Source organism: Streptomyces sp. NPDC057939, assembly GCF_042887545.1.
GTDB lineage: Bacteria > Actinomycetota > Actinomycetes > Streptomycetales > Streptomycetaceae > Streptomyces.
Genome location: NZ_JBHVPG010000071.1, coordinates 17,920 through 36,165 on the forward strand (window position 1 = coordinate 17,920; position 18,246 = coordinate 36,165).

The 18,246-nt window shown below is 74.1% G+C and carries 2 protein-coding genes; both read left to right on the top strand.

Annotated features, from left to right (window positions below):
- The first annotated feature begins 34 nt into the window (after positions 1-34).
- A complete protein-coding gene (locus ACFVS6_RS39460; protein ID WP_389711362.1) occupies positions 35-16,363 on the top strand; it encodes a type I polyketide synthase in 16,329 nt (5,442 codons plus the stop codon).
- A 123-nt stretch (positions 16,364-16,486) separates the two neighbouring features.
- Positions 16,487-18,246 (top strand): type I polyketide synthase (locus tag ACFVS6_RS39465; RefSeq protein ID WP_389711364.1); only part of this gene is annotated, 1,760 nt, incomplete at its 3' end.

Consider the following 18,246-nt stretch of genomic DNA (forward strand, 5'->3'; position numbering starts at 1 on the left):
GTTGAACACTTCGAGCACGGGGATGGCGTAAAGAATGGTGAACGAGGAGAAGTACCTCGATTACCTCAAGCGGGCGACGGCCGATCTCCGCGAGGCCCGGCGACGGCTGCGCGAGGTCGAGGAGCGGGACCAGGAGCCGATCGCGGTCGTGGCCATGAGCTGCCGCTACCCCGGCGGCATCGACACCCCCGAAGCCCTGTGGGACCTCGTCGCACGCGGCGGGGACGCCGTCACCCCCTACCCCGCCGACCGCGGCTGGCCCGCCGAGGTCCTCTTCGACCCCGACCCGGACAGCGGCATCGAGGCGTACGAGCAGGTCGGCGGGTTCCTCCACGACGCCCACCACTTCGACCCGGCGTTCTTCGGGATCTCCCCGCGCGAGGCCATCGCCATGGACCCGCAACAGCGGCTCCTCCTGGAAACCTCCTGGGAGGCCTTCGAACGCGCCGGCATCGACCCGACCGCCCTGCGCGGCAGCCGCACGGGCGTCTTCGCGGGCCTCATGTACCACGACTACGCGGCCCGCCTGTTCAGCGTCCCCGAGGAGATCGAGGGCTTCCTCGGCAACGGCAGCTCCGGCAGCATCGCCTCCGGCCGCATCGCCTACACCCTCGGCCTGGAGGGCCCGGCCGTCACCATCGACACGGCCTGCTCGTCCTCCCTCGTCGCCGTCCACCTCGCCGTCCAGGCCCTGCGCGGCGGCGAATGCACCCTGGCCCTCGCCGGCGGGGTCACCGTCATGTCGACACCCGGCACCTTCACCGAGTTCAGTCGCCACCGCGGCCTCGCGGGCGACGGCCGCTGCAAGTCCTTCGCGGCCGCCGCCGACGGCACCGGCTGGGGCGAGGGCGCCGGCATGCTCGTCCTGGAACGCCTCTCCGACGCCCGCCGCAACGGTCACCCCGTCCTCGCCGTCGTCCGCGGCACCGCCGTCAACCAGGACGGCGCCTCCAGCGGCCTGACCGCCCCCAACGGCCCGTCCCAGCAGCGCGTCATCCGCGAAGCCCTGGCCGGCGCCCGCCTCTCGCCCACCCAGATCGACGCCGTGGAGGCCCACGGCACCGGCACCACCCTCGGCGACCCCATCGAAGCCCAGGCCCTGCTGGCCACCTACGGCCAGGACCGCCCGGAGGACCGGCCGCTGCTGCTGGGTTCCATCAAGTCCAACATCGGGCACACCCAGGCCGCCGCCGGCGTCGCCGGGATCATCAAGATGGTCATGGCGATGCGCCACGGCGTCCTGCCCGCGACCCTCCACGTGGACGAGCCCACACCCAACGTCGACTGGTCGGAGGGCGCCGTCCGGCTGCTCACCGAAACCCGACGGTGGCCGGAGACCGGCGCACCCCGCCGCGCGGGCGTGTCCTCGTTCGGCATCAGCGGCACCAACGCGCACACCATCATCGAGCAGGCACCGGCCCCGGAGGCCGTCGACGAACCCGCCGCACCGGCCACCGCCCCCGTACCGGCCCTGTGGAACCTGTCGGCCAAGTCACCGGCCGCACTGCGCGCCCAGGCCGAGAAACTGCACGCCCACCTGACCGCGCACCCCGGACCGGGCGCCGGGGACATCGCCCGCTCGCTCGCGAGCGGACGCACCGACTTCGAACACCGCGCCGTTCTCACGGCCGCCGACGCGCCCGGACTCGTCCGCGCGCTGGAATCCCTCACCGCCCCGACACCCGACACCTCCGCCCCGGGAGTCACCCGCGGCCGCCCGGTCGCCGGCAAGCTGGCGTTCCTGTTCACCGGTCAGGGCAGTCAGCGGCTCGGTATGGGCCGTGAACTGTACGAGACGTACCCGGTGTTCGCCGCCGCGTTGGATGCGGTGTGCGAGCGCCTCGATCTCGAACTGCCTCTGAGGGAAGTGCTGTTCGGCGAGGATGCGGTGCTGCTCGATCGTACGGAGTACGCCCAGCCGGCGTTGTTCGCGGTCGAGGTGGCGTTGTTCCGGCTGCTCGAATCGTGGGGTGTGCGGCCGGACTTCCTGTCCGGGCATTCCGTCGGTGAGATCGCCGCGGCGCATGTGGCCGGGGTGTTCTCGTTGGAGGATGCCTGCACGCTGATCGCGGCACGTGGTCGGTTGATGCAGGCGCTTCCGGCCGGTGGTGTGATGATCGCGGTGCAGGCGTCGGAGGCGGAGGTTCTTCCGCTGCTGACCGACCGGGTGAGCATCGCGGCCGTCAATGGTCCGCAGTCGGTGGTGATCGCGGGCGACGAGGACGCGGCGACGGCGGTCGCCGAGTCGTTCACCGACCGCAAGTCCAAGCGGCTCGCGGTCAGTCACGCGTTCCACTCGTCGCACATGGACGCCATGCTGGACGAGTTCCGCCGGGTGGTGGAGGGGCTGTCCTTCGCCGCACCCGGCATTCCGATCGTCTCGAACCTGACCGGTGCCCTGGTCACCGGTGGTGAGATGGGTTCGGCGGACTTCTGGGTCCGGCACGTCCGCGAGGCCGTCCGCTTCCTCGACGGCGTCCGGACCCTCGCGGCCCGCAACGTCGTGCACTTCCTGGAAGTCGGCCCGGACGCCGTCCTCTCGGCCCTCGCCGCGGACTGCCTGCCCGACGACACCGGCACCGCCGCCCTCGTGCCGCTGCTCCGCACCGGCCGCCCCGAGAACGACACCCTGACCCGGGCCCTCGCCCGGCTCCACGTCCGAGGCGTGACCGTCGACTGGGACGCGTACTACGCCGGCACCGGCTTCGAGCGCGTCGACCTGCCCACCTACGCCTTCCAACGCGAGCCCTACTGGCTCGACGCGGGCCGCCCCCCGGGCGACGTCTCCGCGGCCGGTCTGGGAGCCGCCGGCCACCCGCTGCTCGGCGCGGCCGTGGCCCTCGCCGACCTCGACGGGTTCCTCCACACCGGCCGGCTCTCGTTGGACACCCACCCCTGGCTCGCTGACCACGCCGTCACCGGCTCCGTCGTGCTCCCCGGCAGCGCGTTCGTCGAGCTGGCCATCCGCGCCGGCGACCAGGTCGGCTGCGACCTCCTGGAGGAACTCACCCTCCACGCCCCGCTCGTCCTGCCCCCGAGCGGCGGCGTCCAATTGCAGCTCTGGGTGGGAGCGCCCGACGCCACCGGCCGACGCCCCCTCGGCGTGCACTCCCGACCCGAGCCCGGGACCGACGCCCCCGGATCCGAATCAGAAGCCGTCGGGCAGCCCTGGACCCGGCACGCGGACGGCGTCCTCGCCGTCGGCGCCCCGCAGCCGTCCTTCGCCCCCGACGCCTGGCCGCCGGCCGACGCCACACCCCTGTCCGTCGACGAGCTGTACCCCGGGCTCGCCGAGGCCGGACTCCACTACGGGCCCGCGTTCCGAGGCGTCCGCGCGGCCTGGACCGGCGACGGGGCGACGTACGTCGAGATCGAGGCGACGGACGAACAGCAAGCCGAATCGGCCCTGTTCGGACTGCACCCCGCGCTCCTCGACGCCGCCCTGCACACCATCGGCCTCGCCGGTCTCGTCGAGGACACCGGCCGCGGCCGACTGCCGTTCTCCTGGAACGGGGTGGCCCTGCACGCGGTGGGCGCCTCCACGCTGCGCGTACGACTGTCCTCGACCGGACCGGACACGGTGGCGCTGGCCCTCGCCGACGGAGCCGGACAGCCCGTCGCCGACATCGCCTCGCTCACCCTGCGCACCGTCCCGGACGCCCAACGGACCCCCGGGGCGGGAAGCCCCCACGACCACCTGTTCCGCGTGGCGTGGACGCCGCTGACCCTGCCCGCCACGGCCGACGCCGGACCGGCGGACGCGTTGCCTCCGGTGCTCGACCTGTCGTCCGTCGCCGGGGAGCCGGCCACGCTCCTCGACTCCGACGGGCCCGCGCCGGCCACGGTCCTCGTACGCCTCCCCGCCGATCGGGAACTCACCCCGGACGCCGTCCGCACGGCCGCGCACGACACGCTCGGCCTGCTGCGGCGCTGGCTCGCCGACGACCGGTCGGCCGACAGCCGGCTCGTCCTCCTGACCCGGGACGCGGTCACCGTCCGCGCCGCAGACCGCGCACCCGACCCCGTCTCCGCCACCGTCCGCGGTCTCGTGCGCTCCGCGCAGTCCGAGCACCCGGGCCGCTTCGTCCTCGTCGACACCGATGCGGTCACCGACCCGGGCACCGCCCCGGTGACCGAAGCCGAAGCCGACGCCGGTACCGATACCGGCACCGACTTCGGCAGCCTCCTGAACGCCGTCCTCGCCTGCCCGGAGCCGGAGGTCGCCCTGCGCGAGGGCGTCGCGTACGCACCCCGCCTGGCCCGGGTCCCCGCCGGCGCCGGAAACCCGGCCGGGGCACCCGCCCACGACAGCGAGGGCACCGTCCTCGTCACCGGAGCCACCGGCACCCTCGGGCGGCTCGTCGCCCGGCACCTCGTCGCCGCGCGCGGCGCCCGGCACCTGCTCCTGCTGAGCCGCCGCGGGGACACCGCGCCCGGCGCGGCGGAGCTGACGCGCGAGCTCACCGAACTGGGCGCCGACGTGACCTGGGCGGCGTGCGACGCCGCCGACCGGGACGCGCTCGCCGCCACCCTCGCGGCCGTCCCGGACGCCCACCCGCTGCGCGCGGTCGTCCACACCGCCGGGGTCCTGGACGACGGCGTGATCGAGTCGCTGACCCCCGAACGCCTCGACACCGTCCTGCGGCCCAAGGCCGACGCGGCCCTCCACCTCCACGAACTGACCCGCGACCTCGACCTGTCCGCGTTCGTGCTCTTCTCCTCGGCCGCCGGCGTGTTCGGCGCGCCCGGCCAGGGCAACTACGCCGCCGCGAACTCCTTCCTCGACGCCCTCGCCCAGCACCGCCGTGCCCTGGGGCTCCCGGCCGTCTCCCTCGCCTGGGGCCTGTGGGAGGACACCGACGGCATGGGCGGTGCCCTGGACCGCGCCGACCTGGAACGCATGAAGCGCGGGGGAGTGCAGGGGCTCACCGCCTCCGACGGCCTCGCCCTCCTCGACCTCGCCGACGCCCTCGGCGCGGACGCCCCCGCCGGTACCGCAGGTGTGGACCACGCGCTCCTCGTCCCGATGCGGCTGACCCCGCCCGCCGCCGGGGCGGGCGTGGCCCCGTTGCTGCGCGGCCTCGTCCGCACCCCGGTACGCCGCACGGCCGCCGCCGGCCCCGCCCGGACCGGGGCGGAGCCGTCCGGGTTGGAACGCAGCCTCCTCGGCCTCGACGGGCCCGGGCGGGAACGGCTGCTCCTCGACCTGGTCCGCGGCCACGTCGCCGACGTGCTCGGCCACGGCGGCGCGGACGCCATCGAAGCCGAACACGCCTTCAACGACCTGGGCTTCGACTCCCTCACCGCGGTCGAACTCCGCAACCGGCTCGGTGCGGCCGTCGGCCACCGACTCCCCGCCACCCTCGTCTTCGACCACCCGACCCCGCTCGCCCTGGCCCGCCACCTCTCCGCCGAACTCGGCGGGGGCCCCGACCGGACCCGCGACCCGGCCGCCGCACCCGCCGCAGGCGTCACCGGCGGCGCCGACGACGACCCGATCGCCATCGTGGCGATGAGCTGCCGCTACCCCGGCGGCGTCACCACGCCCGAGGAACTGTGGCGGCTGCTGGAGAGCGGCGGCGACGCCATCACCGGCTTCCCGGCCGACCGGGGATGGGACGTCGAGTCCCTCTACCACCCCGACCCCGACCACCCCGGTACTTCGTACACCCGGCACGGCGGATTCCTGCACGACGCCGCCGCGTTCGACCCGGCGTTCTTCGGGATCAGCCCGCGCGAGGCGGTCGGCACCGACCCCCAGCAGCGGCTGCTGCTGGAGACCACCTGGGAGGCCTTCGAACGGGCCGACATCGACCCCGCCACCGTGCGCGGCAGCCGGACCGGCGTCTTCGCCGGTGTCATGTACCACGACTACGCCGCCCTGCTGGAGGGTTCGGCCGACGGCGCGGACGGCTCGCTGGGTTCGGGCAGCACCGGCAGCATCGCCTCGGGACGCGTCTCCTACACCTTCGGCCTCGAAGGTCCCGCCGTCACCATCGACACCGCCTGCTCGTCCTCGCTCATCGCCCTGCACATGGCCATCCAGTCCCTGCGCACCGGCGAATGCGACCTGGCCCTCGCCGGCGGTGTCACCGTCATGGCCACCCCGGGCACGTTCGTCGGCTTCAGCCGGCAGCGCGGCCTGTCCGCGGACGGCCGCTGCCGCGCCTTCGCGGCGGGTGCGGACGGTACGGGTTGGGGTGAGGGTGTCGGCATGCTGCTCGTGGAGCGGCTGTCGGACGCGCGTCGCAACGGGCACCCGGTGTTGGCGGTGGTGCGTGGTTCGGCCGTCAACCAGGACGGTGCGAGCAACGGCCTGACCGCTCCGAACGGTCCTTCGCAGCAGCGCGTGATCCGTGCGGCGCTCGCCGGCGCCGGTCTGTCGGCCGCCGACGTGGACGCCGTCGAGGCGCACGGCACCGGCACGACCCTCGGTGACCCGATCGAGGCACAGGCGCTGCTGGCCACGTACGGCCAGGACCGGCCCGAGGGCCGGCCGCTGCTGCTCGGCTCGATCAAGTCCAACCTCGGCCACACCCAGGCCGCCGCCGGTGTGGCGGGCGTCATCAAGATGGTCATGGCGATGCGGCACGGAGTGCTGCCCCGGACCCTGCACGCGGAGCAGCCGTCACCGCACGTGGACTGGTCGGCGGGCGCCGTCACCCTGCTGACGGAATCGGTACCGTGGCCGGAGACCGGCCGCCCGCGCCGAGCCGGCGTCTCCTCGTTCGGCATCAGCGGCACCAACGCCCACACCATCATCGAACAGGCCCCCGCCGACTCCGACACCGCGACGGACGCCCCCACCGGTACCGGAGTCGCGACGGACACCGGGACGCGCCCCGGCGTGTTCCCGCTCCCGCTGTCCGGCCGCACGGGACAAGCCCTCGCCGACCGGGCCCGCGCCCTGAGCGCCCACCTGGACGCCCACCCCGACCTCGAACTCGCCGACCTCGCCCACTCCCTGGCCACGACCCGCGCCACCTTCGACCACCGCGCGGTGATCGTGACCCCGGACCGCGCCACGGCCGTCACCGCCCTCGACGCGCTCGCCGCCGGCCGCACCGCCCCCGGACTGACCCGGGACACGGCCGGCAGGACCGGCCGCACCGCGTTCCTGTTCACCGGACAGGGCAGCCAACGCCCCGGAGCGGGCCGCGAACTGTACGCGACCCAACCGGTGTTCGCTGCGGCCCTCGACGCCGTGTGCGACCGCATCCCCCTCGAACCCCCGCTGAGGGAAGTGCTGTTCGGCACCGACCCCGTACCGCTGAACCGCACGGAGTACGCCCAGCCCGCCCTGTTCGCCGTCGAGGTGGCCCTGTTCCGGCTCTACGAGTCCTGGGGCCTGCGCCCCGACTTCGTGACCGGGCACTCCATCGGCGAAATCACCGCCGCGCACGTCGCGGGCGTCCTCACCCTGGACGACGCATGCGAACTCGTCGCAGCACGAGGCCGGTTGATGCAGGCACTGCCGGTCGGCGGCGCCATGATCGCCATCGAGGCCTCGGAGGAGGAAGTCCTCCCGCTCCTGACCGACCGGGTGAACATCGCCGCCGTCAACGGCCCCCGAGCCGTCGTGATCGCCGGCGACGAGGACGCGGCCACCGCCGTCGCCGCGTCCTTCCCCGACCGCAGGACCAAGCGCCTCACCGTCAGCCACGCCTTCCACTCGGCCCACATGGACGGCATGCTCGACGCCTTCCGCGAGGTCGCGGAACGACTCGCGTACGGCGCCCCCCGCATCCCCGTCGTCTCCCAGCTCACCGGCGCCCCCGTCACCGACGAAATGGGCTCGGCCGACTTCTGGGTCCGTCACGTCCGCGACACGGTCCGCTTCCTCGACGGCGTCCGCGCCCTCGAAGCCGCCGGCGTCACGACGTACATCGAACTCGGCCCCGACGGAACCCTGTCCGCCCTAGCCCAGGACTGCGTCACCGACCCGACCGCGGCCGCCTTCACCGCGACGCTGCGCGCCGACCGCCCCGAACCGGAGACCATCACCTCCGCGCTCGCCCGGGCACACGCCCGCGGCGTCACGATCGACTGGACCGCCCACTTCGCCGCAGCCGGCGCCAAGCGCGTCGACCTGCCCACCTACCCCTTCCAACGGGAACGCTTCTGGCCGGAGACCGGCACCCCGCTGCCCGGCGACGCCACCGGACTCGGCCTCGCAGCCGCCGGCCACCCCCTGCTGGGCGCGGCCGTCTCCCTCGCCGACGCCGACGGGCACGTCCTCACCGGCCGGCTCTCGCTGCGCACCCACCCCTGGCTCGCCGACCACGCCGTCATGGGCTCCGTACTGCTCCCGGGCACGGCACTCGTCGAACTGGCCCTGCACGCCGGCGACCGGGCCGGGGCCCCCGCCCTCGACGAACTGACCCTCCAGGCACCGCTGGTCCTGTCGGACACCGGCGACGCCGTCGAGGTACAGGTCACCGTGGGGGCACCCGACCCGGCGGGCCGCCGCCCGGTCGCCGTGTACTCCCGCCCCGCCGGCGCCGACGACGAGCCGTGGCTGCGACACGCCGCCGGACTCCTCGCGGAGGAGGTCCGCGCCGCCGGCGTCGACCTCGCCGTCTGGCCCCCGGCCGGCGCGACCCCCGTCCCGGTCGACGAGGCGTACGACCTGCTCGACGCCGCCGGACTCGCCTACGGTCCCCTGTTCCGCGCCCTGCGGTCGGCCTGGCGAAGCGACGGCGAACTCTTCGCCGAACTCGCCCTCGCCCCGGATGCGCAGGGGGACGCCGACGCGTTCGGACTGCACCCCGCACTGCTCGACTCCGCCCTGCACGCCCTCGCACTCGACGCCTCCCTCACCACCGGCGCCGACGCCGACGGGGCGCAAGGCGCCCGCCTGCCCTTCGCGTGGAGCGGCGTACGACTGCACGCGGCCGGCGCCGCAGCGGCCCGCGTCCGCCTGGCCTCCGCCGGGCGGGACACGGTCTCCCTCGAACTGGCCGACCCCGCCGGGCGACCCGTCGCCTCGGTGGACTCACTGGCCCTTCGAACGCTCACACCCGACCGGATCGGCGCCGCAACCCGCGACCGCCGCCCGGACTCCCTCTTCCACGTCGAGTGGACGCCGCTCCCCGCGGACGGGCTCCCGGTATCCGGCACGGCCGTCACGCAGGCCGTCGCACGGGCCGTCGTGGGTGGGCCGATACCCGGCCTGGACTGCATCGAGTACGCCGACGCGAGCGCCCTGGCGGCCGCGGAGGGCGACGTACCGGAGCTGGTCCTCGTCAGCACGGCCCCGACCGCCGCCGACGTCGTGCTCCCCGAAGCGGTCCACGCGCGGACGGCCGAAGGGCTGGCCCTCGTCCGGTCCTGGCTCACCGAGGAACGGTTCGCGTCCTCACGCCTGGTCTTCGTCACCCGTGACGCCGTACCGGTGCCCGGTCCGACGGCCGGGACCGTCCCCGATCTCGCGGGCGCCGCCCTCACGGGCCTCATCCGGTCGGCCGCCACCGAACACCCCGGACGTTTCGCACTGGTCGACCTGACAGCCGACGACACGACCCTGCCCGAGCAGGCGCTCATGACGGCCTTGGCCTCGGGCGAGTCCGAGGTCGCGGTGCGCGACGGCTCGGTGCTGGTGCCGAGGCTGGCGCGTGCGTCGGCCGCCGGGGACGCGGCCGTCGGGTGGGATCCTGCGGGCACTGTCCTGGTGACGGGTGCGAGTGGTTCGTTGGGTGGGCTGTTCGCCCGTCACCTGGTGACCGAGCATGGCGTAAGGCACCTGCTGTTGGTGAGCCGTCGTGGTGAGGCCGCGGGTGGGGCTTCCGAGTTGTCGGCGGAGCTGACCGGCTTGGGTGCCGAGGTGTCGTGGGCGGCGTGTGATGTCGCCGATCGTGTCGCGCTGGCGGCCGTTTTGGCGTCGGTCCCGGCGGAGCACCCGCTGACGGGTGTGGTGCACACGGCCGGTGTTCTGGACGATGGTGTCATCGGTTCCCTGACCGGGGACCGCCTCTCGGCGGTGCTGCGTCCCAAGGTCGACGCCGCGTGGAACCTCCACGAGCTGACGGCAGGGCTGGACCTCTCCACCTTTGTGTTGTTCTCGTCCGCCGCCGGTGTGTTCGGTGGTGCGGGGCAGGCCAACTACGCGGCGGCCAATACCTTCCTGGACGCCCTTGCCGCCTACCGCAATGCCCAAGGGCTCGCGGGTACCTCGCTCGCGTGGGGTCTGTGGGTCGAGACCGGTGGCATGGGGGACACCTTGGATGCCGAGGACGTCTCCCGGCTCGGCCGGGGCGGCGTGAACGCGCTGACCGCCGAGGAGGGCGTGGCCCTCTTCGACACCGCCTATGCCTCCCGACAGCCGCTGCTCGTGCCGCTCAAGCTGGACCTGGCGGCACTCCGTGCCCAGGCGGGCACCGGGATGCTCCCGCCGCTGCTCACAGGCCTCGTCCGCACGCCCACCCGCCGGGCCGCCGGTGCCGCCGATGTCGGCACCCCGGCCACAGCGCTCGTCGGCCTTTCCGGCACCGAACAGGCAGCATTCGTACTGGAGTTGGTGCGCACTCAGGTCGCTGCCGTGCTCGGTCACGCCGGGCCCGAGGCGGTCGAGGCCGACCGGTCCTTCCGTGAACTGGGCTTCGACTCGCTGACCGCCGTCGAACTCCGCAACCTGCTCGGCTCGGCCACCGGCCTGAGGCTGCCGGCCACCCTCGTCTTCGACTACCCGACCTCGACGGTCCTGGCCGACCACCTGCGGACCGAGCTGCTCGGAGCGGCGCCCTCGCGGCCGCAGGCGGCGGTCGCCGTCACCGTCCGGGACGACGAGCCCATCGCGATCGTCGGACTGGGCTGCCGCTACCCCGGGGACGTGCAGTCGCCCGAGGACCTGTGGCGGCTCGTCCTCGACGGTCGGGACGTCGTCTCCGGGTTCCCCGAGGACCGGGGCTGGGACGTCGAAGGCCTCTTCGACGCCGACCCCGGCCGGGAGGGCACGAGCTACGCCCGGGAGGGCGGCTTCCTCTCCGAGGCCTCCGCCTTCGACCCCGGATTCTTCGGGATCTCGCCGCGCGAGGCCGTCGCGATGGACCCGCAGCAGCGGCTGCTGTTGGAGACCTCCTGGGAGGCGTTCGAGCGGGCCGGCATCGACCCGCGGTCCCTGCGCGGCAGCCGCACCGGCGTCTTCGCCGGTGTCATGTACCAGGACTACGCCTCCAGGCTCTCGGCACTGCCCGAGGGCGTCGAGGGCTTCCTCGGCACGGGCAACGCGGGCAGCGTCATCTCCGGCCGACTGTCGTACACCTTCGGCCTGGAAGGGCCGGCCGTCACCGTCGACACGGCCTGCTCGTCCTCCCTGGTGGCCCTGCACCTCGCGGTGCAGGCCCTGCGGAGCGGAGAGTGCTCCCTGGCCCTCGCGGGCGGCGTGACCGTCATGGCGACCCCCGCCGCCTTCGTGGAGTTCAGCCGGCAGCGGGGCCTCGCGGCCGACGGCCGCTGCAAGGCCTTCTCCGCCGACGCCGACGGCACGGGCTGGGCCGAAGGCGCCGGCGTCCTGCTGGTGGAGCGGCTGTCGGACGCCCGCAGGAACGGTCACCCGGTGCTGGCCGTGGTCCGGGGTACGGCCATCAACCAGGACGGTGCCTCCAACGGGCTCACCGCGCCCAACGGTCCGTCCCAGCAGCGCGTCATCCGCCAGGCGCTGGCCAACGCGGGCCTGTCGGCCGCCGAGGTCGACGCCGTCGAAGCGCACGGCACGGGCACGACCCTCGGTGACCCGATCGAGGCCCAGGCCCTCCTCGCCACCTACGGGCAGGACCGCACCGGGGACCGGCCGCTGCTCCTCGGCTCCATCAAGTCCAACATGGGCCACACCCAGGCAGCAGCCGGCGTCGCGGGCATCATCAAGATGGTCATGGCGATGCGGCACGGGATCCTCCCCAGGACCCTGCACGTCGACGAGCCGACCCCGCACGTCGACTGGGCGGCCGGCGCCGTCACGCTCCTGGAGTCGGCAACGGACTGGCCGGAGACCGGACGGCCGCGCCGCGCCGCGGTGTCCTCCTTCGGCTTCAGCGGCACCAACGCCCACGCCATCATCGAACAGGCACCCGAACCGGCCGGAAGCACAGCGCCGCCCGTACCCGTCCGGACGCCGGGCAGCCTGCCGTGGATCCTCTCGGCGAAGGACGCCGTGGCCCTGCGCGACCAGGCCGCGCGCCTGATCGCGCACCTGGCCGCACGCCCCGACCCGTCCCCGATCGACATCGGCTACGCCCTGGCCACGAGCAGGACCGGCCTCGACCGGCGGGCCGCCGTCGTCGCCGAGGACCTCGACGGGTTCCTGACGGGTCTCGCCGCGCTCGCCGAGGGTGACCGGTCCGCCCGTGTCCTGGAGGACTCGCCGACGGCCGGGAAGCTCGCCTTCCTGTTCACCGGACAGGGCAGCCAGCGCCTCGGCATGGGCCGCGAACTGTACGACTCCTTCCCGGTGTTCGCCGCGGCGCTGGACGAGGTGGGGGAGCGGCTCGACCTCGGAGCACCCCTGCGCGACGTCCTCTTCGGGACGGACGCGACCCTGCTGGACGAAACGAGGTTCACGCAGCCGGCGCTGTTCGCCGTCGAGGTGGCCCTGTTCCGGCTCCTCGAATCCTTGGGTGTGACACCGGACTTCCTGGCCGGGCATTCCATCGGTGAGATCGCCGCCGCCCACGTCGCCGGGGTGCTCGGCCTCACCGACGCGTGCGAACTGGTCTTCGCCCGAGCCCGGTTGATGCAGGCACTGCCGACCGGCGGCGTGATGATCGCCGTCCAGGCCTCGGAGGACGAGGTCCGGCCGCTGCTGACCGAACGGGTGAGCATCGCCGCGGTCAACGGGCCTCGGTCGGTCGTGATCGCCGGTGACGACGACGCCGCCTCGGCCGTCGCCGCCGCGTTCCCCGACCGGAAGGCCAAGCGCCTCACCGTCAGCCACGCCTTCCACTCCCCGCACATGGACGGCATGCTCGACGACTTCCGCCGGGTGGCGGAAGGACTGACGTACGGCGCCCCGCGCATCCCCGTCGTCTCCAACCTGACCGGCGCCCTGATCACCGACGGCGAGATGGGTACGGCGGACTTCTGGGTCCGGCACGTCCGCGAGACGGTCCGCTTCCTCGACGGCGTCCGGGCCCTGGAAGCCGCCGGGGTGACCACCTACCTCGAACTCGGCCCCGACGGGACCCTCTCCGCCCTCGCCCAGGACTGCCTCACCGACACCGCGGACGCCGCCCTCGTGCCCGTCCTGCGCGCCGGCCGGCCCGAGGAGACCACCCTCGCCACGGCCCTCGCCCGCACACACCTGCGGGGCACCGCCGTCGACTGGGAGACGTACTACTCCGGCACCGGCGCCCACCGCGTCGACCTGCCCACCTACGCCTTCCAACGGCAGCGGTACTGGCTGGAGGCACCCGCCCAGGCCCTCGCGGGCGACGTCGCCTCCGCCGGGCTCGGCGCGACCGCCCACCCGCTCCTCGGGGCCGCGGTCGACCTCCCGGACTCGGAGGGGTTCCTCTTCGCCGGGCGGCTCTCGCTGCGCACCCACCCCTGGCTGGCCGACCACCGCGTCGCGGGAACCGTCCTGCTGCCGGGCGCCGCGCTGGTGGAACTGGCCGTCCGCGCGGGCGACCACGCCGGCTGCGGCCGCCTCGACGACCTCATCCTCGAAGCGCCCCTGGTCCTGCCCGAGACGGGCGGAACACAACTGCGGCTCGCCGTGGCCGCGCCCGACACCCACGGACGCCGCGCCCTCCAGGTGTACTCGCGCCCCGAACAGGCCGCCCCCGACGAACCGTGGACCCGCCACGCCGACGGCGTCCTCGCCCCCGGGACGCCCGACACCGACACCGAGCCGCTGGAGGAGTGGCCGCCGGCCGGAGCCGTCGACCACCCGGTGGACGGACTGTACGAGGGCTTCGACGCCATCGGGCTCGGCTACGGGCCGGCCTTCCGCAACCTGCACCGCGCGTACCGGCTCGGCGACGACGTGTACGCCGAGGTCGCCCTCGCCGCGGACCGCCTCCCGGAAGCCGCCCCGTACGGCCTCCACCCGGCGCTCCTCGACGCGGCCCTGCACGCCGTCGGACTCGGGGAGTTCTTCCCCGAGGGCCCGCAGGGCGCCCGGCTCCCCTTCTCCTGGGACGGCGTACGGCTGTACGCGGCCGGCGCCTCCACCCTGCGCGTACGGATGGCACCCGCCGGCCGGGACGCCGTCGCACTGACCCTGTGGGACGGCACGGGGCAGCCCGTCCTGGACGTCGACTCGCTCGTCCTGCGCCCCCTCACCACCGACGGCATCGCCACCGGACCCGTACGGGACGCACTGTTCCGGATCGACTGGCCCGCGCTGTCGCTCACCGCCCCGCCGGTCACCGCGACGGCGACACCGGCCGGCGGCCGATGGGCGCTGCTCGGCGCGGACCCGCTCAAGGTGGGCGCGGCCCTGGAACGGGCCGGAGTCCTCGAAGACCCGGCCGGGGCGACCCACACCGACCTGAGCGCCCTCGGCGAAGCCTTCGACCTCGCCGACGCCCTGGGGGAGGAGCTACCGGAGACGGTCCTCGTCACCCCGGCCGCCGACCTCGCGCCGACGGACCCGGCCACCGCCGCCCGTGCCGCGACCTGTCACGCCCTGGCACTCGTCCAGGGCTGGCTGGCCGACGACCGGTTCGCCGGATCCCGGCTCGCCGTCGTCACCCGCGGCGCCGTCGCCACGGATCCCGATGGGGACGTGACGGACCTCCCGCAAGCAGCCGTGTGGGGCCTGGTGCGCTCCGCCCAGGCCGAGCACCCCGACCGGTTCGTCCTGATCGACCTCGACGAGGAGGACGCCTCCCACGCGGCCCTGCCCGCGGCGCTCGCAACCGACGAGACCCAACTCGCCCTGCGGGACGGTGTCGTGCACGCGCCGCGCCTGGCCCGCGCCACCCTCACCGCGCCCACCTCCCCGCCCGAGCCCCCGCAACCCGACGCCGACCCCACCGGTCGCGGCCCGAACCCCGACGGAACGGTCCTGATCACCGGCGCCACCGGCACCCTCGGCGGCCTCCTCGCCCGGCACCTCGTGGCCGAGCACGGCGTACGTCACCTGCTGCTGACCAGCCGCCGGGGCGGCTCCGCGGCCGGCGCGGGCGAACTCACCGACGCACTCACCTCGGCGGGCGCCCGGGTCACCTGGGCGGCCTGCGACACGGCCGACCGGAACGCCCTGGCCGCACTGCTGGACTCCGTACCGGACGCACACCCGCTGACGGCCGTCGTGCACACCGCCGGTGTCCTCGACGACGGCACGGTCACCTCGCTCACCCCCGAACGGGTCGCGAAGGTCCTGCGACCCAAGGCCGACGCCGCCTGGAACCTGCACGAACTGACCCGGGAACTCGACCTGGCCGCGTTCGTCCTGTTCTCCTCCGCGGCCGGCGTGTTCGGCAACGCCGGACAGGCCAACTACGCGGCCGGCAACACCTTCCTCGACGCACTCGCCCAACACCGCCGGGCACAGGGACTGGCGGGCCTCTCGCTCGCCTGGGGCCTGTGGGACGACGAGGTGGGCATGGCCGCCACCCTCGACGACCAGGACCGGCAGCGCCTCGGGCGCGGCAACATGAACGCCCTGTCGCAGGCCGACGGGCTGGCCCTCTTCGACGCCGCCCTGCGGGACTCGACGGCCCCCCGGGAGGACGACGCACCGCGGACCACGAGCCTCCTCGTGCCCGCCCGCATCGACCTGGCCGCCCTCCGGGCCCAGGCCGGCGACCACGTCGCACCCCTGCTGCGCGGCCTGCTCCGTGCCCCCGTACGCCGCAGGACGAGCGGCGCCGCGACCGCGGACGCACCCGGATCGACGGCGCAGCGGCTGGCCCAACTCCCGCCCGCCGAACGGGACCGGGTCCTGCTCGACACGGTCTGCACCCACGTCGCCCAGGTACTGGGCCACAGCGGCGCCGCCGCCATCCAGCCGGGCAGCGCGTTCAAGGAACTCGGCTTCGACTCGCTGACGGCGGTCGAACTGCGCAACAGCCTCGGCGCGGCCACCGGGCTACGTCTCCCGGCCACGCTCATCTTCGACCACCCGACCCCCGAGCAACTCGCCGGCCACCTGCGCACCGCACTCGCCCTCGACGGTGACGGCCCCGCCGTGTTCGACGAACTCGACAGGCTGGAAGCCGCGTTGGGCGCGGCGGAGGCGACGGACGCCGACAGCGTCACCCGATCGCGCATCACGATGCGCCTCCAGGCCCTCATGGCCAAGTGGCACACCGGCCAGGACACCGGCCGCACCGCCGCCGACGAGGACACCCACGACGACCTCGACACGGCCACCGACGACGAGCTCTTCGACCTGCTCGACGACGAACTCGGCGCTTCCTGAGCCGATTCGGCCCCGAGACCGCCGGGCGCGGCACCCCCCCCGTGCCCGCCCGGCACCCCCGACCACCACGGACACACCCGTAACCCGTACGACCGCCTCTCTGGCATGGAGCCCACGCACATGGTGAACGAGGACAAGCTTCGCGACTACCTCAAGCGGGCGACCGCCGATCTGCGCCAGGCCCGCAGGCGGTTGCGCGAAGTCGAGGAACAGAACCAGGAGCCCGTCGCGATCGTCGCGATGAGCTGCCGCTACCCGGGCGGTGTCCGCACCCCCGAGGACCTGTGGCAGCTCGTCGCCGACGGACGTGACGCGATCTCCGGCTTCCCGGCGGACCGCGGCTGGGACGTGGAGACGCTCTACGACGCCGACCCCGACAGCGCCGGATCCAGCTACGTCAGCGAAGGCGGATTCCTCTACGACGCCGCCCGCTTCGACCCGGCCCCCTTCGGGATCTCCCCGCGCGAGGCCCTCGCGATGGACCCGCAGCAACGCCTGCTGCTGGAAACCTCCTGGGAGGCGTTCGAGCGGGCCGGCATCGACCCGACCTCGATGCGCGGCAGCCGGACGGCCGTCTTCGCCGGCGTGATGTACCACGACTACACCGCCCGCCTGGACTCCGTCCCCGAGGGCGTCGAAGGCTTCCTCGGCACCGGCAGCTCCGGCAGCATCGCCTCCGGCCGGGTGTCCTACACGTTCGGCCTCGAAGGCCCCGCCGTCACCGTCGACACGGCCTGCTCGTCGTCCCTGGTCACCCTGCACCTCGCGGTGCAGGCCCTGCGCGCGGGGGAGTGCTCCATGGCCCTCGCCGGCGGCGTCACCGTCATGGCGACCCCCGCCACGTTCACCGAGTTCAGCCGCCAGCGCGGCCTCGCCGCCGACGGCCGCTGCAAGCCCTTCGCGGCCGCCGCCGACGGCACCGGCTGGGGCGAGGGCGTCGGCATGCTCCTCGTCGAGAAGCTCTCCGACGCACAACGCAACGGACACCCCGTACTGGCCGTGATCCGCGGCAGCGCCATCAACCAGGACGGCGCCAGCAACGGCCTCACCGCGCCCAACGGCCCGTCCCAGCAGCGCGTCATCCACCAGGCCCTCACCAACGCCCGCCTCGCGGCGGCCGACGTGGACGTGGTGGAAGCACACGGCACGGGCACCACCCTCGGCGACCCCATCGAGGCCCAGGCCCTCCTCGCCACGTACGGCCAGGACCGCCCCGCCGACCGACCGCTGCTGCTCGGCTCCATCAAGTCCAACATCGGCCACACGCAGGCCGCCGCGGGTGTCGCGAGCATCATCAAGATGGTCGAGGCGATGCGCCACGGCATCGTGCCGAAGACCCTCCACCTCGACGAGCCCACCCCGCACGTCGACTGGAACGCGGGCGCCGTCTCCCTGATCGGCGAAACCATCGCCTGGCCCCGTACCGATGCCCCGCGTCGTGCGGGTGTGTCGTCGTTCGGGTTCAGTGGGACGAATGCGCACGTGATCGTGGAGCAGGCGCCTGAGGGTGGGGTGGTGGAGGCTGCCGGGTCGGGTGTGGGTTTGCCGGTGGTGCCGTGGGTGTTGTCGGGTAGGAGTGCGGCGGCGTTGCGGGCGCAGGCGGAGCGGTTGGCGGGTTGGCTGCCGGGTGTGTCGGGTGTGGATCCGGTGGATGTGGGCTGGTCGTTGGTGTCGTCGCGTGCGGGTTTGGAGCATCGGGCGGTGGTGTTGGGTGACCATGTCGCGGGTGTGGGTGCGGTGGCGTCCGGTGTGATGGCCGCGGGTGTGGTGAGCGGGTCGGTGATCGGTGGGAAGACGGCGTTCGTGTTCCCGGGTCAGGGTTCGCAGTGGGTGGGGATGGCGGCGGGTCTGTTGGATTCGTCCGTTGTGTTCGCCGCGCGGAT

Excerpts from the sequence above, each read along its gene's own strand:
- ACFVS6_RS39460 (WP_389711362.1), top strand. The coding sequence starts at position 35 with ATGGTGAACGAGGAGAAGTACCTCGATTACCTCAAGCGGGCGACGGCC.